The sequence below is a fragment of the Exiguobacterium sp. KKT215 genome (assembly GCF_055635335.1).
Genome location: NZ_CM145756.1, coordinates 2848486 through 2867088 on the forward strand (window position 1 = coordinate 2848486; position 18603 = coordinate 2867088).

17 protein-coding genes are annotated in these 18603 nt (G+C 52.1%); 7 read left to right on the plus strand and 10 right to left on the minus strand.

What is annotated here, in order from left to right:
- Positions 1 to 60: 60 nt before the first annotated feature.
- The gene (locus ACZ2GZ_RS14935; protein ID WP_029596365.1) at positions 61 to 1848 is read right to left on the minus strand and encodes a mechanosensitive ion channel; all 1788 of its coding nucleotides are present in this window, start codon (positions 1846 to 1848) and stop codon (positions 61 to 63) included.
- Between the two features lie 225 nt (positions 1849 to 2073).
- Between ACZ2GZ_RS14935 and mgsA the strand changes: the two genes are divergently transcribed.
- From mgsA to ACZ2GZ_RS14955, 4 genes are all read left to right on the plus strand, one after another.
- Positions 2074 to 2487 (plus strand): methylglyoxal synthase, encoded by a 414-nt coding sequence (gene mgsA, locus ACZ2GZ_RS14940; RefSeq protein WP_021067960.1) that lies wholly within the window; start codon positions 2074 to 2076, stop codon positions 2485 to 2487.
- Between the two features lie 90 nt (positions 2488 to 2577).
- A complete protein-coding gene (locus ACZ2GZ_RS14945) occupies positions 2578 to 3387 on the plus strand; it encodes a hypothetical protein (protein ID WP_241764624.1) in 810 nt (269 codons plus the stop codon).
- A gap of 113 nt (positions 3388 to 3500) precedes the next feature.
- Positions 3501 to 4016, plus strand: coding sequence for a YflT domain-containing protein (locus ACZ2GZ_RS14950; RefSeq protein ID WP_029596367.1), 516 nt, complete (start codon positions 3501 to 3503; stop codon positions 4014 to 4016).
- 13 nt (positions 4017 to 4029) lie between these two features.
- Positions 4030 to 4725, plus strand: a complete 696-nt coding sequence (locus ACZ2GZ_RS14955) for a YflT domain-containing protein (RefSeq protein ID WP_029596368.1) — start codon at positions 4030 to 4032, stop codon at positions 4723 to 4725.
- A 47-nt stretch (positions 4726 to 4772) separates the two neighbouring features.
- On the opposite strand, the gene ACZ2GZ_RS14960 is transcribed toward ACZ2GZ_RS14955, so the two are convergent.
- Genes ACZ2GZ_RS14960 through ACZ2GZ_RS14970 form a run of 3 tightly spaced genes read right to left on the minus strand, consistent with a single transcriptional unit; the run spans position 4773 to position 8060 of the window.
- A complete protein-coding gene (locus ACZ2GZ_RS14960; protein ID WP_029596369.1) occupies positions 4773 to 5735 on the minus strand; it encodes a 2-hydroxyacid dehydrogenase in 963 nt (320 codons plus the stop codon).
- 51 nt (positions 5736 to 5786) lie between these two features.
- Complete coding sequence (locus ACZ2GZ_RS14965; RefSeq protein WP_029596370.1) at positions 5787 to 6929, minus strand: YcjF family protein; 1143 nt, start codon at positions 6927 to 6929, stop codon at positions 5787 to 5789.
- Positions 6930 to 6941: 12 nt separating this feature from the next.
- Positions 6942 to 8060, minus strand: coding sequence for a GTPase (locus tag ACZ2GZ_RS14970; RefSeq protein ID WP_029596371.1), 1119 nt, complete (start codon positions 8058 to 8060; stop codon positions 6942 to 6944).
- An 81-nt stretch (positions 8061 to 8141) separates the two neighbouring features.
- Here ACZ2GZ_RS14970 and ACZ2GZ_RS14975 point away from each other — a divergent pair, with 81 nt between their 5' ends.
- Together ACZ2GZ_RS14975 and ACZ2GZ_RS14980 are read left to right on the plus strand one after the other, a co-directional pair.
- On the plus strand, positions 8142 to 8528 hold the full coding sequence (locus tag ACZ2GZ_RS14975; RefSeq protein WP_214715258.1) for a VOC family protein: 387 nt from the start codon (positions 8142 to 8144) through the stop codon (positions 8526 to 8528).
- Positions 8529 to 8624: 96 nt separating this feature from the next.
- Complete coding sequence (locus tag ACZ2GZ_RS14980; protein WP_029596373.1) at positions 8625 to 9425, plus strand: formate/nitrite transporter family protein; 801 nt, start codon at positions 8625 to 8627, stop codon at positions 9423 to 9425.
- 51 nt (positions 9426 to 9476) lie between these two features.
- Here ACZ2GZ_RS14980 and ACZ2GZ_RS14985 read toward each other — a convergent pair whose 3' ends face one another.
- The 6 genes from ACZ2GZ_RS14985 to ACZ2GZ_RS15010 all read right to left on the minus strand — a co-directional run bounded on the left by ACZ2GZ_RS14985 (position 9477) and on the right by ACZ2GZ_RS15010 (position 14704).
- On the minus strand, positions 9477 to 10940 hold the full coding sequence (locus tag ACZ2GZ_RS14985; RefSeq protein WP_029596374.1) for an alanine/glycine:cation symporter family protein: 1464 nt from the start codon (positions 10938 to 10940) through the stop codon (positions 9477 to 9479).
- A gap of 353 nt (positions 10941 to 11293) precedes the next feature.
- A complete protein-coding gene (locus tag ACZ2GZ_RS14990; protein ID WP_021067950.1) occupies positions 11294 to 11461 on the minus strand; it encodes a hypothetical protein in 168 nt (55 codons plus the stop codon).
- 1 nt (position 11462) lies between these two features.
- A complete protein-coding gene (locus ACZ2GZ_RS14995; RefSeq protein WP_029596375.1) occupies positions 11463 to 11666 on the minus strand; it encodes a YwbE family protein in 204 nt (67 codons plus the stop codon).
- Positions 11667 to 11730: 64 nt separating this feature from the next.
- Positions 11731 to 12063 carry a hypothetical protein gene (locus tag ACZ2GZ_RS15000; protein ID WP_214715260.1) on the minus strand — a complete coding sequence of 111 codons (333 nt, stop codon included), beginning with the start codon at positions 12061 to 12063 and terminating at the stop codon, positions 11731 to 11733.
- A gap of 47 nt (positions 12064 to 12110) precedes the next feature.
- Entirely contained in the window at positions 12111 to 13808 is a 1698-nt protein-coding gene (locus ACZ2GZ_RS15005) for a glycoside hydrolase family 13 protein (RefSeq protein ID WP_051627765.1), read from the minus strand.
- A 140-nt stretch (positions 13809 to 13948) separates the two neighbouring features.
- Complete coding sequence (locus ACZ2GZ_RS15010) at positions 13949 to 14704, minus strand: alpha/beta hydrolase (RefSeq protein WP_021067946.1); 756 nt, start codon at positions 14702 to 14704, stop codon at positions 13949 to 13951.
- A 388-nt stretch (positions 14705 to 15092) separates the two neighbouring features.
- Here ACZ2GZ_RS15010 and ACZ2GZ_RS15015 point away from each other — a divergent pair, with 388 nt between their 5' ends.
- Entirely contained in the window at positions 15093 to 18599 is a 3507-nt protein-coding gene (locus tag ACZ2GZ_RS15015) for a chitobiase/beta-hexosaminidase C-terminal domain-containing protein (protein ID WP_214715276.1), read from the plus strand.
- The last annotated feature ends 4 nt before the right edge of the window (positions 18600 to 18603 follow it).

Sequence of the window (18603 nt, forward strand, 5' to 3'; positions counted from 1 at the left end):
AGTGACACTATTTTACAGCAAAACAAAACGGGCCCCTATACAGGGACCCGTCATTCACTGTTATGGACGAAGTGGACCTTCGTTGTCATCAAGTGAACGGTTATCTTGATCTGGTGTGATGTTGTCGTGGAACGGGTTCGGTTCTGGACCGTCTACGTTCGTCACATCAGATTGTGGGGCTTGGGGACGATTCGTTTCACGCTTCAACTCTTGTTTCGTTTGATTCGCTTCACGTTTCGACTGTTCCACACCTTGTTTCGCCTGTTGCTTCGCAGCTTCGGCTTCTTGATTCATCTGTGCTTTTTCTTGCTCGAGACCTTCTTTCGATACTTCTGTTTCATCGATTCGCTTCTCAGCTTTCTTCAAGTAGCGAGCTGCTGTCTCACGTCCACCAAGACCGAAGGCAAGGCCGAAGGCGAGAGCAACTGCACCAAGGATGAGCAAGAATGCCGTATTGACGATCATTGGCGCGATGCCAAGTTGGCTGATTGCCATGAAGAAGGCGATTCCAAGAATCGCGTATTTCGCGACGTGGCGCAAGACGCTCGGTTGGCCAGCTCCATCTACGAGCACGCTACCGACGAGACGCTCTGCCATGTTCGCGAGCCAGAAACCGACCGCCAAGATGACGATGGCTGCGATGACCATTGGCAAGTATGCGAAGATTGCTGTTGCGAGCGAAGCCATAAAGTCGAGGTTCGCGACTTGAAGTGCCTCTGATACGAACAACAAGATGATGATGATTTGAACGATTGTACCGATGACTTGTGCAATCGATGTCGATGACGTCGAGCGGCCACCTAGACCCATTTTGCTAGCGAGTGAATTGACGCCCAAGTTCTCAAGGAGAGAAACGACGACACCTTTCAACCACTTGGCAATGAATACACCGGCGAGAATCAAGACGATTGCCACGATGATATTCGGAATCATCGCCAAGACATCATTGAGCATCGAGATGGCCGGATCTGAAATTCCACGAACATCAAGTGCTTCAAGCGCTGAAATCGTGACCGGAATCATAATCAAGATGAAGACGATCGTTCCAACCGCTTTTGCGAGACTTGACCCTTTCACGTAATCAGCCAAGTGAAGTTTCTCGGCGAAGCGGTTAAGACCTGCCGCTTCCAAGAACTTCGTCAAAATATCGCGGACGATTTTCGCAACGACATAACCAATCGCGAAGATAAGGGCTGCAGCGACAAGTTTTGGAATGAAGGCAAGGAAACTGTTCAACAAGTCTTCAAACGGACCGCTGATGCCTCGTAACCCAAGCGCATCGAGTACCGCTGGAAGAGCTAACAATAGGACAAGGTAAAAGACGATATTGGCGACCGTGTCAACCCATTTCGTCTGATTGACACTAGTCGACTCTTGGCCTGTCTTCTCCATCAACTTGTTCAAGTTGAGACGATGACCTGCCATTTGAATCCCTTTTTTCAAGAGCGTGGCGATAATCCATGCGACGAGCAGGATGAGACCTGCTTTAATCACGCCTGTGATTAAGCCAGAGAAGCCGGCATAGATTTGACTGAACGGTTGAGCGACAGCTGGTACGTTCAAGAATTCAAAGATAATTAAGAATGCGAGAAGCAGTACGCCGAAGAAGACGACTTTTGCGATGATGCGTTCAGGCGTCCACCGCTTTTCCTCTCTTCCAGGCTTTCCGGGTTCACCTTCTTGTTTTACCCCTACACGGTCGTCAAGACGTGCTTTGCGAAGCGCTTTGCGCGTCACGTTTTCAAGAACTTTCGCCAAAATGAATCCGACGACAAGAATGACCAAGGCAAGCAAAAGCTCAGGCAGCCATGACATGAACGTGTTGAAGTTATAGGTAGTATTGTTCATTTAACATCTTCCTCCAATCTCTTTTTGAAATGATTTCATTTATTTGACTCTTTGTATAAATACCAACATTTGCAGTTGCCTAAACCTTGCCAGTTCTTATTCCTCTATACATGATTCAAGTCAAAACGTTTTTTTAGAAAGTGATTCTAGTAAGAAAGAAGTCGTGTCTTTCTCAAGTAAATGTGATACGAATTAAAAGAAGAAGTCTTTTGAGGAGGAATCAAGATGAACATCGCCCTGATTGCCCACGATAAGAAAAAAGATGATTTGATCGTGCTCGTAAAAGCCTACGCCCACGTCTTGAAACAACATCAATTATTCGCGACCGGTACGACTGGAAAGCGCGTCGCTGAGGCGACCGGTTTACCGGTCCATTGTTTTCAATCCGGACCGCTTGGCGGGGACCAAGAAATCGGCGCCGCCGTCGCTCGAGGCGAGATGGACATGATTATTTTCTTCCGTGACCCGTTGACGGCCCAGCCGCACGAACCCGATGTGAGCGCCTTGATGCGTCTCTGTGACGTGTATTCGATCCCGCTAGCGACGAATATGGGAGGCAGTGAGATTCTCATCCGCAGCATCGAACAAGGCGACTTCGAATCATTGACGCTATCGCATAACGACCCACCCCCGGAATAATCCAACTATGAGAAGAGAGGAATTTTTCTGAAACCACACGTATCGAACGATCCAATCGTTCAACAGTTTTACGATCAAGTCCGAACGCACTTGCACGACCTGCTCCATGATGAGACGAAAGCCGATCGGTTGCTCGACAGTTTAGCGGGCTATATTCGACAGGCGGAAAAGAATGGACAGTCGCTAGAGGGGCTGACCAAGCAAAACCCGAAGGATTATGCCTTATTTTTAATCGAACAACCGACGACGAACGAAGAGTATCGCCGCCGCTACCATACGATGATCGAGGCGTCAGAAGAATTGAAATCGCATGAGAAAACTCAAGCCAATCGGGAATTCGACTGGGCCATCGATCGGCTCAACGACGTCCAGGTCAAGCTTCAAGATGTCGAGATGCGTGACGTCTCCTTTTTGGCCTATACAAAAATCGAGGCCATCAAATCATCGCGTCGCGTCTGGAATCAATTCGGTTGGCTGCTCGGCATGATTTTAGCGTTCGCCTATGCGAATCTGTTGCTCGTCATGGATGACGTGTTCAGTTTGCGCTTGTTCACGGCTCCGGCCATATCTTATCCGCTTGACTATTTCGGGTTCGTGCTCCCCGTGTTGCTGACGGGAGCCGTGTTCGGACTTTTGACGCGTTTTCGTCATCACTTTCAGACGTTAGGACGGCGGATTCTATTTGCTTTGCTCATCATTGCCGTATACGTCGGGTTCGTTTTATTGACCCAACCTATCCTGTTCTCGCTCGGATGGTCGTTCTTGATTCAATTGACGCCTGTGTATGCACTCATTCTGCTAGCAATCAGTGGATTCATGGCCATGTGGACGCTCGTCGAGTTCGTTTGGAAGAACACGCGATGCCATCTTGGAAACGAAACATTGATGATTTATTATTGATGACGCCATTCTCATATTGAGATGGCGTTTTTTGTTTGAACCCTTGCTAGAACGGAAATTACTAATAGCGTGACGTCGATTTATAAAATAAACGATTATGAAGGAGGCACAACATGTCGGATCGCAAAATTATTGGATTATTCCATAACGAACAAGAAGTCATGGATAAGGTGAATGAACTCAAGCAAGCTGGGGAAGCCGAGAAAAACATGCACGTCGTAGCCAAGCGGGACGGGGAAATTTCTGCTTTGCGCTACCACACCGATGTGAACGCCGAATCGGGGATTCGCGATGTCAACTGGTTGGACCGCGTAAAAGCGTTCCTTCACGGAAGCGACCGCATTCGCGATGAGTTAAGAAACATGGGACTCAGCGACGCGGAGGCTGAAGAGTATTACACGTCAATTGATGCCGGCAAACTATTGCTTTACATCGATAAGCATTCATACGAACGCTATCCGAACATGTATAAAAAAGATAGTGAGCTCGATCATGATAAAGGGGAGGAAGCGGATGGCATCGCCTTCGACGCGAAACCGTTCAATGATCATGACGAAGAACCGCGCGGCACGAAAGAGGACCCAATCGTCCGCGGACATTCTGGCTTAGAAGACCATCGCCGATTATAAGGAGGAAACCAACATGAGTGAGAAACGATTCATCAGCATGTATGATACGCAAGATGCAGCGCTCGGCAAAGTCGAGGAGTTGCGTGCGAAAGGCTACAAAGATTCAGACATCTATGTCGTCGCCAAGCACGAGGACAACGTCTCGATTTTACGTCGTCAAACGGACGTCCATACCGAAGCGTCACACCATGCCGGATGGTTCGACAAAGTACGGGCGTTCTTGAGCGGACACGAGGACGTCCACGCGGGGCTCCGAAACATGGGCTTGAGCGAGGAAGAGGTTAGTCGCCACTATAGCGACGTCGAGGCCGGGAAAATTTTGATTTATGTGGACGAGGATTTCGAACGTCGCCACAATGAAGGACTGACGGTCGATTCGACGCCGTATAACGATACAAGACACGACACAAGCCATCAAGGCCATCACACGTCCGACGGTCTTGAAATCGACTCGACTCCGTATAATGACCCAAATCGTACAACCCATGGCACGCGGGCTGATCGTTCGCCAGCCTCTGACGGCTTAGAAATCGATTCTAAACCGTTCAATGAGCCGGTCGGTGACGACCCGAACCGGGCCGTCGACCCTGAACAGGATCGGTTGGACAAAGAATCCAAATTAAACGACCGCGAGAACAAGTTGCGCGGACTCGATGATCGGGCACTCCGTAACGATTATGAGGACCCGGATAATATCCGCCGTTTCTAATCCATGATGCAACAAGGACCTGACCGCAACCCGGTCAGGTCCTTGTTTTACGTCAAACGGTTTTTTGGCTCTTCCCCAGCGAGCACGTTTATGATGGCTTCCCGATTGAGCGCCATCATCGCGAGTCGGGTCCGAATCGATGCGCTACCGATGTGCGGGAGTGTCGTCACGTTCGGGAGCGTCAAGAGCGGATGGTCCATCGCCACCGGCTCTTTGGCGAACACATCGAGCCCAGCCGCCCAAATCCGCTGTTCGCTTAACGCCTCGTACAGCGCCGTCTCATCGATAATCTCGCCACGGGCGACATTGATGAAGATGGCTGTCTGCTTCATTTTGGCGAACTGTTCCGCCCCTAACATCCCGCGTGTCTTCTCAGTGAGGGGCGCTAGGACAACGACGAAATCGGATTGTTCGAGCAGCTCATCGAGGTCCGCATAGACGAACCCGTACATCGACTCCGATTCATGACGTCGCGTCCGATTATGATACAACACGTCCATATCGAAGCCGCGGGCCCGGCGTGCGACTGCTTCGCCGATTCGCCCCATCCCGATAATCCCGAGCTTGGCCCGATACAAGTCCATACCGACATATCCCATCGGTGTCCACGACTTCCATTCCCCAGCCCGTAAATCGCGTTCGGCTTCCCCAAGCCGGCGTGCCGTCATCATCATCAGTCCGAAGGCAAGGTCGGCCGTCGTCTCGGTCAACACGTCAGGCGTGTTCGTCACGACGATGCCGCGTTCTTTGGCCGCTTCGATATCAATATTGTTATAGCCGACCGCCAAATTCGAGATGACCTCGAGTTGTGGGGCTTGTTCAATCAGTTCCCGGTCAATCGTGTCACTGAGCATCGTCCAAAGCGCATGCGCCGATGCCGCTTCTTCCACTAACACGTCGCGTGGGACACTCTTCGCTTCTTCCTCCCACATGCGGACCTCGTACTCGTCCCGCAGCGGTGCCACAGCCTCTTCCGGTAATCGTCTCGTAATGTAAATTCGTTTCTTCATAATTGTTTCCCCCTTTTGTCTCGTCTCGATCAGTGTATCAAACCGGTTCAATCAAGACTTGTTTTTCGTGACTGGATTTTGTTCCATGAATTTTTCGAACAACGAGCCAAAATCGCTGTCGAGCAGTTGCTCGATCGTCTTCGATGAATCCATCGCGTTCCGGTAAGCGACTTCGTTGATGGCGAGCCCGATTGCCCACGTGATGCCTGATGCGACAGTCGCATTGATGACGCTTGCCGCTGCATTTGCTCCCGGGAAGAACTTCATGACGTTCAGTAAAATCGTCTTTGAGAGCGCCCGGCCGATTTGTGGGATGATGGTGCTACCAATCAGTGTCTTCAGCATATCGTCGTTCGCTTTCACGCCCCAGTAGCGAAATAAGTGGACGCTCATCGTCACTTGAATCGGTGTGAGCGCGATGGCATCAGCGAACGGGAGCGGCACGGCGGCGGCCGTTCCGGCACTGGCGACATACCCCGAGATGATTCGGTTCGCCTTCTTCCGCTTCAATTTGAGCATCGCCTCACTCTCGGCATGAATCTCCATGAGCAATCCTTCTTGGAGCGAGTGGTCGAGCTGTTCGACCGACCAGGTGACGAGACGTTCCCAATCGAGATGGGTCCGCAATTCCGGGTCATTCAATAGCTCGGCGGCGATGCTGACTTGGAACACCGCCTCTTCCGGCACCACATCGACTAATTCCTGGCGAAGCGCCGCGAGCTCATCTACATCGACTTGGTCGATTTGTGTCAACAGGACGGCGACCGATGTCGCTTCGTTCAACTGTTTGATGAGCGCCCGGTCGAGCGGGGTGACCCGTTTCATCGAGGCGTTGATGACGTACCAAACGAGATGAATCTGTTCGGCCGCGCCTTTCGTCTGGGCCCGCTCGACGAAACCGATGACTTCATCGGCATACGCTTGCTGCCGGTCGCTCCCAATCTCATACCCTTCACTGTCATAGAGCACGATGGAAATCTCATCGCTCATGAACTGATGAATCCCCCGCGTCACCGGTTCACCGGCGGCCACTTTCGTCAAGTCACGACCGAATACGTGGTTAACGACCGAACTCTTGCCCGAGCCGGTCGCCCCTGCGATGAAAATATTCGGCTTTTTGACTTTCCCTCGTAAGCGGTCGAGCTCTTCCTTCAAATCGTACGTATCAAAGTTGAATGGGGTCTGTTTATCCATGTCCGTTCCTCCTCATTGATTGAGCGTCCGGCCGAGCCGTCGCATCTCTTCCTCGAATCCGCGGTGCACGTCTAGCTCGATCGTCTGTTTAACCAGCTCGTATTGTTGGTTGACGGCTTTCTTGATGCCGCGCTCCGCCGTTCGCCGTTTGAACGCCCAATAAATGAAGTGGACGCCCGGAATCATACCGAGCACCATCTTTCGGACGGTCCGGTTGAACGAATAGTCAAACCCGAGCTCGACCCGGCGTGTTTTAAAGACGAGGTCGGACGGTGCGCCGACGAGCGGGTAGCGTTCCATCAATTGAATATAATGCCGCACGCCTTGGGCCATCGCCGCCTCTGTCGTCTCAGCGGCCGCTTCGAGCGTTCGTTCCAAGTCTTTTTCGATTTGGCGGGCTTTCCAGCTGATCATCACCTGCGGGGTAATCATGCGGATTGTTTCAGCCGAACGATAGCTCCGGGCACGCCACGCTTCCAACTCGGTCAATAAATGACGCGTCAAGTTATGTGGCAGCTTCCGTTCGACGTCTCTCCAAAGGTTGGTCCGATTGCGTTGCCACACCGCCTCATAGCCGATATGCGGCACGACTTGTCCGCCGAGCAATTTCTTTTCGACACTGTTGACACGAATCATCGCATCCCGTGAAATTCCGAGTTCGCGCATGAGAACGTCCTCCATCGCTTCTGCCTTCTCGACGTTCATGGCACTGTCCGGATTATAGTTCGTCAAAATAATGGTGACGTTGCTTCGCTTCGCGTAAAGCGGTTTGAGAATCGATTCGAGTTCGTACGCCTCGACGCGCCCTGAATTGATTGAAAGGAGGTAATAGATAGTATGGAACCAGTCAGCAATATCGAGCGCGCCTTCCCGCTTGTTGACGATGGAGAGGACCGCTTCGTGCCATTCATCGGACCGGTCTGCCTCGAGCCCCCACGTATCGAAGAAACGGAACAGAATCCCGCGCTCGAGGTCATAATACTCGTATTCGTGAAGTCCTTCGGCTGTCACCGGGCTGCCGGCACGTGACTCGGCGACGTCACGCCCATAGATGTAATTTAAAAAAGCGCTCTTCCCGACCCCCGTCTTCCCCGCAATCAAGATGTTCGAGACAAGCCCTGTGTTGTCCATATGGTTCCCCCTACATTCGTTATATAATTACCATTATACTAAACGGACACATTTGAAACGTCCGACGGAAGGATGAGACCGATGCTGCACCATGTCGAATTGTACGTTTCCGATTTAACGAAGAGCCTGAACGCTTGGGACTGGCTTTTCACCGAGCTTGGCTATACCGTCTATCAACAATGGGACGAAGGAAGAAGTTACCGCTTCGGCCCCACGTATCTCGTCTTCGTCCAAACCGAGGCCGACCACCTCGAACCTCCGTACCACCGGAAAAGGACCGGGTTGAACCATCTCGCCTTTCACGCCGCGTCATTGGAGCAGCTCGAGCGACTGCGCTCGGAGTTGACTCAGCACGGATTCACGGAACTGTATGCCGACCGCTTCCCGCACGCCGGTGGTCCGAATTATACCGCCCTCTATTTTGAAGACCCCGACCGCATGAAAGTCGAACTCGTGGCAACGATGTGAACAGTTGAAACGGCTTTCAAAAAAAGTTTGTGAAAACAATTGCAAACTTTTGTTGGACCTCCTAGACTTAAGTTGTCTAAAGGAGGCCGTGTTCAAATGGAAAAACAAGCTGTCGAGTATATGGAAGAAGCCGCCTATAAAAAAGCGACGCTGTTGCGTCATGCGTTTGGTCACTACGCGCTCCGATCCATCGTTGCCGGTTTTTTGATTGGGATTGGGGTCGTCTTTGCTTTTTCGGTCGGGAACATGTTCATCAATGTGCCGGGGACGATGCTGTTCGCCGGGATGAGTTTCTCGGTCGCGCTCGTCTTCATCGTCTGGATGGGTGGCGAGCTGTTCACGAGCAACACGATGTATTTGTATACGGGCGCGAAACGCGGACGTGTCGACTGGCGTGATTTAGCGGCCGTCTGGGGCATCAGCTGGCTCGGTAACCTCGTCGGTGCGCTCATCCTCGTTGCACTCGTCATCGGGGCCCACAGCATGGGTGACGTCGACACGGATCATCTCTTGTCCGTCGTCGCTGCGAAAAAGATGGGCGGCGAGGCGCTCGCGATTTTCTTAAAAGGGATTTTGTGTAACATCCTCGTCTGTATCGCTATCTTCATGCCACTGAAAACGAAGAATGATGTCGCCAAAATCATGCTGACGATGCTCCCGGTCGTCGTCTTTTTCGCCGCCGGCTTCGAGCACTCGATTGCCAATATGGGCATCTTCGGGCTCGTGCTCTATTATGTCCCGTCCGAGGCGATTAACGTCAGTCTAGCGTTGCATAACCTCGTCTTCGCCACGCTCGGCAATATCGTGGGCGGTGCCTTGTTCGTCGCCGGGACGTACGTCCATTTGAACGCCAAGCCAGCCGATACGAAAATCGAATCCATCCGTCAACAAGCATAAAAAGACAGGGGCCCCGATGCGCAGGGCCCCTGTTGTTGCATATTGAACGAATTAACCTTTTGTCGTATCGGCAGCAGCCGCTTGGACTGCACCTTGTGCGACTTCTTCTTCTTCGACGTCCCAACATTCCGTGTTCTCGATGCCGAGTTTACGGGCCGAGAAGCGTGGGTTGAGCCCTTGGGCACGCTGCTCTTCGTAGTCGCGAAGGACTTTGAAGGCGACGCCACCAAGCAATGTGATGGCTGCAATGTTGATTAACGTCATCCCTGCCATGAACAAGTCAGCCAAGCTCCAGACGAAGCCGAGGCTTGCGACCGCTCCGATGAAGACGAACGCCATTGTCGCAAGGCGGAAACCAAGAACTGCGTTTTTGCTCTTCTTGATGAACTCGATGTTTGTTTCACCGTAGTAGTAGCTACCTGCGATTGAACTGAAGGCGAACAAGAAGACACTGACAGCTACGAACGCTGGCGCCCACGATCCGATTTGTTCGCTCAATGCATTTTGAAGCATGACGATTCCTTCTCCGTTACCGGCAGCATAGCTGTCTGAGAGGAGGATGATGGCCGCTGTTGCCGTACAGACGATCAACGTGTCCAAGAAGACGCCGAGCGCTTGAAGGAAACCTTGTTTCGCTGGGTGTGAAACTTCAGCAGCTGCTGCCGCGTTTGGTGCCGAACCCATACCTGCTTCGTTCGAGAAGAGACCGCGACGTACACCCATCGAGATGGCTGCTCCGACCGATCCACCGAACGCTTGCTCAAGACCGAATGCGCTCTGGAAGATCATCGCGAACACGCCTGGGATTTCTGTGATGTTGACGACGACGACATAAGCGGCGATGGCCAAGTACAATCCAGCCATAATCGGTACAACGATTGCCGAGAAGTTGGCGACACGGTGTACACCACCGAAGATGACCAATCCAGTCAAGACGACGAGGATGGCTCCACCGACGACGGCATCGATGCCGAACGCGTTATCAAACGCGGCCGCGATCGTGTTCGATTGCACTGAGTTGAAGATGAGACCGAACGTCACCGCGATTAAGACGGCGAAGACGATACCAAGGGCCCGGTTGTTGAGTCCTTTTTCAATGTAGTATGCTGGACCGCCGCGGTACGCGACGTCATCTTTTACTTTATAGACTTGTGCGAGCGTGCTCTCAATCATCGCTGTCGCTCCACCGAGAAGCGCGACAATCCACATCCAGAAGACCGCTCCTGGTCCACCGACCGTCACGGCGACGGTGACACCGGCCAAGTTACCCGTCCCGATTCGTGTGGCTGCTCCGATGAAGAACGATTTCATTGAACTGATGCTCTTGCTGTCTGTGACCTCCGGTTTTTCAGCGACGACCCGGAACATCTCTTTTAAGTAACGGAACTGCATAAAGCGTGTCCTCACTGTAAAGTAAATCCCGGCTCCGACGAGCGCGACGATCAAAACATAAGTCCATAAGATGTTGTTCATGTAATCGACGCTTCCTTGTAACATGCTTTGCACGGCTTCCATAAGTAAGTTCCTCCCTGTTGTGTGAATCTAAAGTTGTTTAAAAATTTTATGATGTCTTAGTTCTGAATTATACAAAGATTCTGACAATTAGCAATAATTTTTTTATAGGTCAGTTCACACAATTTTCATATGTTATATAACAAAAGTTGAGCAATAGCTTTATTTAAAGCGCTTACAAAGCCTTTTAAAAGAAATAATAAATCTTTATTTCCCCGATTTTTTTTGATGTCCCCATTCAACTTGTTTCAAACTATTCGCTTTGTGAATAGGTTTTAAAGTATAGAAAGTATTCATTCAAGTTCGCTATTCATTTGGGAAATAAAAAAACAGTCGCTCATGTGAGCGGCTGTTTGTTAAACGCCTGTCCGTTTCTTCTGGTTGTTCGGCTTCTTCGTCAACTGGTTCGTCAACGGTTTCTGCTTCGTCCCACGAAGTCCTGTCGGCACTTTCGTTTCGTTCTGTTTCTTTTCAGCGAGCTTTTGCTTCATCGCCTCTTGAAAACTTAATTTCTTTTCAGTCATATTATTCACCTCCAGCTTCGATCACTTTCACCCGACCGACCTGTCCATCGCTTAAGCGTACTTTAATGCCGTGCGGGTGACGCGGCGAGTTCGTCAAAATGTCTTTGACGACGCCTGACGTCAACTTCCCACTCCGCTGATCTTGTTTTAGGACAATCTGGACGTGGAGCCCTGGGCGAATGTCCGTGCGTTTCGTGCCATCCATACCCGACACCCCTTTCCGTATAGTCAACCTCTATCATATGCTCTTTTCCCTCGTTTGTCACAATCTATTCCACGATGCCGATTTGTCCGACCGTCTTCGTCAAATAACTTTGGTCGGTCCCGAATCGGTTCGTTACCTGCCCCCAAGCCGTCTCGACCTCGACGCGTCCCCGTCCAAACGTGATTGTTAAAATCCCTTCTCCTGCCTCATTTTTTAGTCGGGCCACTCCTTGCAACGCATGAAAGGCACGGGTCAAATCTTGTGCGAATTGGACGTACGCTCCCGTCTGGACCGTCTCACTGACTGCACCATGGACAAGCCGTAACGTGTCGCGTGACGCTTCCACGATGACGAACTCGAGCGTCCCCTCATCGTTTCCGATCTCGATGTGATGCATGTTCCCACCTCCTAAAAAGACACCCTCGTCATGAAGGTGTCTTCTCATTATAAGCGGTACAGTCTTGCTTCGAACGGACGCAGCATAAACGTGTCCGTCTCGATCGTCTCAGGATCCATCTCATTCGTTAACACGAGCGTCGCTTTGTCGAGACCAGGCAGCGTCGTCTCGGCAGGGTTTGCCGTCAAGTTGACGATGACATAAAACGTCTGTTGTTCGAACGTGCGCTCATAGGCGAACACTTGCAGATGTTCCGGCAACAAATCGCGGTAACTGCCGTACGTGAACGTGTCCTCCGTCCGACGAAGACGAATCATCGCCTTATAGAACGAAAGAATCGAATGGGCATCCTTCGATTGGGCGTCGACGTTGAGCGTCTCATACTCTTCATGAATCGGCATCCATGGCGACGATGTCGAGAAACCAGCGTTCGGTGACGCGTCCCATTGAATTGGGGTACGGACGTTGTCGCGTGATGTGCCCCATACGTGCTGCATCGAATCGATTTCACTCATCCCGTTGGCAATCCGTTCGAAGTATTCATTTTTCGTCGCCACATCGTCATAGTCATGGATGGACGGAAGCGGCACGTTCTTCATGCCGATTTCCTGCCCTTGATAGATGAACGGTGTCCCGTGCATGAAGAAGTACATCATACCGAGGGCGGTCGCGCTCTCACGCCAATAGTGGTTCTCATCCCCGACGAGCGAGACGGCACGGACCATGTCATGGTTCTCGATATAGAGGGCGTTCCATCCCGTCTCGAGCAAGCCTTGTTGCCACTTGTCAAAGATGCGCTTCAGCTCGACGACATCGAGCGGCGCTAGACGTGACTTACGCATGATGTCAACATGATCGAAATGGAACGCCATGTTCATCGCCCCGTTTTCCGGTCCCATCCATAAATCGGCGGCTTGCGGTTCAATCCCGTTCGTCTCGCCGACCGTCATAATATCGTAATTGGCGAACGTCGCTTGTTTCATCTCTTGGAGATAGTCGTGGATGCCATCGATGTTCGAATACATCGAGAACGCCGTGACGTGCGGTTTTCCGTCTGGGGACGGCAACATCGTCTCGGTTGGCATCTTCTTGATGTGGCTGATTGCGTCGACCCGGAATCCGTCGATGCCTTTGTCGAGCCACCAGTTGATCATATCGTAGACGGCACCCCGCACGTCTTCATTTTCCCAGTTCAAGTCCGGCTGCTTTTTGGAGAAGACGTGCAAATAGTATTGCTCGGTCGTCTCATCGTACTCCCACGCCGAACCACCAAAGATGCTCGCCCAGTTGTTCGGGGGTCCCCCATCCGTCCCATCGCGCCAGATATACCAATCGCGTTTCGGGTCGTCTTTCGAGCGTTTCGATTCGACGAACCACGGGTGCTCATCGGACGTGTGGTTGACGACGAGGTCCAAGAGCAGCTTCATGCCGCGTGCATGGACGGCCTTGAGCAAGGCGTCAAAGTCTTCCATCGTCCCAAACTCTTGCATGATGTCTTGATAGTCCGAGATATCATAGCCGTTGTCATCGTTCGGAGATTTATACATCGGACATAGCCAAATCACATCGATGCCAAGGTCTTCTAAATAATCGAGCTTCTCGATAATGCCGCGGAGATCCCCAATCCCGTCTCCGTTCGAATCTTTAAAGCTACGCGGGTAAATCTGATACGCGATCGCTTCTTTCCACCACGTGCGGGTGACCGTTTTTTTCGCCACTTGTTCTCTGCTGACCATTGACTCCATACGCCGCTTGCCTCCTACATCTCATCATTTATATTTTATATACTTGAAAAGCAATACCTGTTTTAGGCTGAATCTAATCCTACAATAGCACTTGTGCAAGCGTTTGCAAATAATGAGATATAAAAAATGTAGTCCGGAGACTACATTTTCGGGGCTGTCGCAACTTGTTCACAGAATGCGCCGATGACGTCCGCTAACCGCTCCCGGTCATGGTCCATCGTCGCCACATGATACGACTGTTCGAGCACCTCTCGTTGTTTTGGGGCTTGAACAGTCTCGTACAACCACATCGAGTCCTCGGGCGGCACGACGTTATCGATGGCCGAATGGATGACGCACGTCGGTACGGTCACCTCGGCCGCCATCGGTCGCACTTCCTCGATGAGCGCGAGTAATTCCCGAATGGCTGACGTCGGCACTTTGTCGTAGACGATTTCGTACACGCCCGGTGCACAGATATCCGGTTCGTCTTCATCAATGAAACGACAGACATCGTCCGTGGCGTGACAGGCATAGCCTGGCACGGACAACGCCGCATTGATGGTGACGATCGCATCGGCCTGTCCGGCCAAAGCGGCCTTCATCGCCAGCGTCCCGCCCATGGACTGCCCGACAACGATGACGTGTCGACATCGCTCACGCAAGAGACGGATACCGGCTTCCATCGACTCATACCAGCAGCGGCGTGTCGATTGCCGAAACTCTTCCGGATCCGTCCCATGTCCTTTGAGCCGCGGTGCGAAGACGGTGAATCCTTTCTCCATCAAGGCGATTCCGACGTCACGCACACTTTGAGGCGTCCCGTTAAAGCCATGGCATAACAAGATGCCGATATCATTTCCTTCATAATAAAATGCGCCCGCTCCCGGGATGACCGGATAAGTAATTGTCGTCATTCGTTTCCTCCCCATTTAATCCACAGTTAACCGATACACTTAATTGTATTAATGAATTGTAAGAGTTGGGGGGCGTCCCGTCAACCCGATTGCCTACTTGCTCAGTTCTCTTCAAGTCTGTAATCAAACTGTAATATGAACTTCGCAATAAGTGGATTGAGTTCTGACGTCTGCTTGGTTATGTTTAACATGTAGTTGAAAAGTTGGTAAATGATAGTGAAATCCGTCAATCGATGGAGGGAGTACGAATGCAACTTCCTTACGTCAAGTCGATTAATGTAAGCGCTATCATTTCGTTTTGGCCTAAAGGGGGCATCCGCTCAAGCAAGTGACCACACGAACTGGGACATCGTATCGGCCATCTACATAATCAAAGGGAGACTAACACATGGGGAAACCACAAGCACGTTCATTCAAACAAATGACCGGCCTCGCCTTATCAGCCGGACTCATCGTCAGCAGCATGACGCCGATCGCGGCAAACGTACACGCAGAGACGCTGAACGCTTCAGACCTGTTCATCTCGGAATACGTTGAAGGCTCGAGCAACAATAAAGCGATTGAACTGTTCAATGGAACGAATGCGGCCATCGACCTCTCGGCCTATAAACTTGAACTCTATTCAAACGGCGGTACGGCTCCAGGCACGACCCTCAACTTGACAGGTACGCTCGAGCCAGGTGGCACGTATGTCATCGTCAACGCCAGCGCGAGTGATGCCTTGAAAGCGAAGTCGAACACGACAAGCGGTGTGACGAACTTTAACGGCGACGACACGCTCGTCTTGAAAAAAGGGGACACGGTGCTCGACGTCTTCGGTCAAGTCGGATTCGATCCGGGTACGAAATGGGGAACGACGGTCGCCACGGCTGACCAGTCGTTGGTTCGGAAAGATACGGTCACGACAGGGGATGCGAACGGCGCGGATGCGTTCGACCCGGCCACTGAATGGAACACACAACCAATCGATACGTTCACGAACCTCGGATCACACACGTTCCAAGGCGTCGACTACGGCGATGGCGGTACGGTAGAACCACCGGCGCCGGTCACTCCGATTTCAATCAGTGACGCCCGTACGAAAGCCGAAGGTGAAACGGTCACGATTAAAGGAGTCGTCACGGCGAAACTGGCCAACACGATTTCGATTCAAGATGCGACAGGCGGACTCTCGGTCCGTCCGACGTCACTTGCCGTCAACGTCGGTGATGAAGTCGTCGTCACGGGTGCCATCGGTTCGTATCGTGAATTGCTTCAATTGAACAGCGCCGTCGTCGTCTCGAAACAAGCGGCGAGCGTCCCAGCTGCGCAAGTCCTCACTGGCGAACAAATCAATGAGGACGTCGAGTCTGAACTCGTCACCGTCAATAACGTCACCCTCTCAGGTAGCGGGCAAAACTTGACGGCGACGGATGGAACGAAAGAGTTCGTCGTGCGTGATGAGCGCGGCATTCTCGATTTACAGACGGACGTCAACTACTCGTCAATCACGGGTATCGTGCAACAGTTCGATAATACGTATCAAATCATTCCGCGCGACGTATCTGACACAGTCATCGACGCATCGGTACTCCGTCCGGCGACAGCGAAGCCAGGTGCGGGCACGTTCGTCGGTCCACAAGACGTGACACTTTCGACGACGACAGCGGGCGCTGACATCTATTACACGCTCGACGGGTCGGACCCGAAAGTGAACGGTACGCTTTATACGTCACCAGTCCGCATCGAGGAGACGAAAACGCTCAAAGTTGCCGTCAAATCGGGTGATGCGTTCAGCGCCGTGACGACGTTCGACTATAAAATCACGGACAAAATCCGTATCCATGACATCCAAGGCGCAAGCCACACGTCACCGATGAACGGACAGACTGTTGAAGGCGTCGAAGGCGTCGTCACGTACTCGTTCGTCTCGATGGGTACGACGTATTACTATATCCAAACGCCTGACATGGAAGCCGACCAAGATGCACGCACGTCAGAAGGAATCATCTTGTATGGTGGTCGTTCGATCGCGGGCATCCAAGTCGGTGATCTTGTCAACGTGAAAGGTCTCGTCAGCGAGTACGCCATCGAAGGCTACAGCGACCGTCAACAGACGGATATGAAGATGACGCAAATCGATACACGCAACGGAAGTGTCAACGTCGTCAAGAGCGGTGTCACACTCCCGACGCCGGTGAAAATCAACGCGTCGAACTTGCCGACCGAGTTCATTGACAGCGATGCCCTCGCCGTCTTCAACCCGGACAAAGACGCCATCGACTTCTGGGAGAGCCTTGAAGGGATGCGCGTCGAGACGGGCAACCTCAAATCGGTATCACCGCAACAGAACGGCGACCTCGTGACCGTGCTCGAAGCAACACCGACCGAGACGTTCAACGGTGGTATTCTGTTGAAAAAAGATGATGCCAACCCGGAACGGATTCAATTCCGTCTCGAACCGAATGCCGACGCTCGTGATTTCGATGTCGCGACCGGTGACCGCTTCAATGGCCCGATCGTCGGTGTCGTTGGATACTCGTACGGCAACTATAAAATTCAAGCAGGTCTTGATGAGATGAAGGCTGCCTTCGTCAAAGGTGATGCCAAGCGTGAGACGACGTTCATCGAAGCTGAAGAGGACAAATTGACAATCGCCTCTTACAACCTCGAGAACTTCTCGAACAACGTCAAAGAGACGTCGGACGAGAAAGCCCTCAAACTCGCGAAAGCGTTCGTCGAGGAGTTGAACAGCCCGGACATCATCGGTGTGACCGAAGTCCAAGATAACAACGGGGAAGGCACGGGCGATTCTGCGGCCGACCAAAGCTACCAACGTTTGATCGACAATATCGTCTCGATTGGCGGCAAATCGTACAAGTACGTCAACATCGACCCTGAGTACAATAAAGACGGCGGCGCACCAAATGCCAACATCCGCGTCGGCTTCTTGTATGACCCGGAACGTGTCTCGCTCACAGAAGGCATCCCTGCCGGTGACGCAACGACGGCTGTCGGTTATGAAAACGGCAAGTTGACGCACAACCCGGGCCGGATCGACCCGCTCAACCCGGCGTTCAACAGCTCACGCAAACCGCTCGCGGCCCAGTTCGACTTCCAAGGCGAGAACGTCGTCGTCATCGCCAACCACTGGAACTCGAAAGGTGGCGACACGGGCGTCTTCGGCTCAAAACAGCCGGTCGTGCTCGGTAGTGAAGTCCAACGGAAACAAATCGCTCAAATCGTCCATGATTTCGTCGCTGACGTGAAGACGGACAACCCAGAAGCGAACGTCGTCGCCCTCGGTGACTTCAACGACTTCGAGTTCTCGGATGCGATGCAAATCTTCAAAGGCGACTTAATGACGAACATGGTCGAGAAAGTCCCGGCCGTCGACCGTTACTCGTACGTCTATCAAGGGAACTCGCAAGTGCTCGACCATATCCTCGTGTCGAACCGTTTAGCGGCGACGACCGAAATCGATATGATTCACGTCAACGCTGACTTCACGGAGATGTCGGGCCGCGCCAGTGACCACGACCCGGTCCTTGCACAAATCGATCTCACTCCGGAGCCAGAAGTGGAATTGACGCGTTACACAGTCGAGAACAACAAGGCGGCACGCCTCGTCCTCCAAGATGACTTCATCGGCGTGACAATCGGCAAAGGAACGAACTTCAAGAACGGCATCTTTGTACGCGGCGCCTACACGGAATTGACAGGTGATCCGCTCAAAAACGTCGTCGTTCAAGTGAAACCGAAAGAAGCCGGTGCCATCATCGACTTCAAAGGCGCCATCGTCAAAGAAGTGATTGTCGACGGAACGAACCTTGCGGAAATCCGCGGGGCAGAGAATGTGAAACGAATCAGCTACACGAAAGGCGCATCCGCTAACACGGTCGTCATCAAAAAATAACGAT

Bases quoted from the DNA above. Each gene is read 5' to 3' on its own strand.
- ACZ2GZ_RS14935 (WP_029596365.1), bottom strand. From the start codon at position 1,848: ATGAACAATACTACCTATAACTTCAACACGTTCATGTCATGGCTGCCT.
- mgsA (WP_021067960.1), top strand. From the start codon at position 2,074: ATGAACATCGCCCTGATTGCCCACGATAAGAAAAAAGATGATTTGATC.
- ACZ2GZ_RS14950 (WP_029596367.1), top strand. From the start codon at position 3,501: ATGTCGGATCGCAAAATTATTGGATTATTCCATAACGAACAAGAAGTC.
- ACZ2GZ_RS14955 (WP_029596368.1), top strand. From the start codon at position 4,030: ATGAGTGAGAAACGATTCATCAGCATGTATGATACGCAAGATGCAGCG.
- ACZ2GZ_RS14960 (WP_029596369.1), bottom strand. From the start codon at position 5,735: ATGAAGAAACGAATTTACATTACGAGACGATTACCGGAAGAGGCTGTG.
- ACZ2GZ_RS14965 (WP_029596370.1), bottom strand. From the start codon at position 6,929: ATGGATAAACAGACCCCATTCAACTTTGATACGTACGATTTGAAGGAA.
- ACZ2GZ_RS14970 (WP_029596371.1), bottom strand. From the start codon at position 8,060: ATGGACAACACAGGGCTTGTCTCGAACATCTTGATTGCGGGGAAGACG.
- ACZ2GZ_RS14975 (WP_214715258.1), top strand. From the start codon at position 8,142: ATGCTGCACCATGTCGAATTGTACGTTTCCGATTTAACGAAGAGCCTG.
- ACZ2GZ_RS14980 (WP_029596373.1), top strand. From the start codon at position 8,625: ATGGAAAAACAAGCTGTCGAGTATATGGAAGAAGCCGCCTATAAAAAA.
- ACZ2GZ_RS14985 (WP_029596374.1), bottom strand. From the start codon at position 10,940: ATGGAAGCCGTGCAAAGCATGTTACAAGGAAGCGTCGATTACATGAAC.
- ACZ2GZ_RS14990 (WP_021067950.1), bottom strand. From the start codon at position 11,461: ATGACTGAAAAGAAATTAAGTTTTCAAGAGGCGATGAAGCAAAAGCTC.
- ACZ2GZ_RS14995 (WP_029596375.1), bottom strand. From the start codon at position 11,666: ATGGATGGCACGAAACGCACGGACATTCGCCCAGGGCTCCACGTCCAG.
- ACZ2GZ_RS15000 (WP_214715260.1), bottom strand. From the start codon at position 12,063: ATGCATCACATCGAGATCGGAAACGATGAGGGGACGCTCGAGTTCGTC.
- ACZ2GZ_RS15005 (WP_051627765.1), bottom strand. From the start codon at position 13,808: ATGGAGTCAATGGTCAGCAGAGAACAAGTGGCGAAAAAAACGGTCACC.
- ACZ2GZ_RS15010 (WP_021067946.1), bottom strand. From the start codon at position 14,704: ATGACGACAATTACTTATCCGGTCATCCCGGGAGCGGGCGCATTTTAT.
- ACZ2GZ_RS15015 (WP_214715276.1), top strand. From the start codon at position 15,093: ATGGGGAAACCACAAGCACGTTCATTCAAACAAATGACCGGCCTCGCC.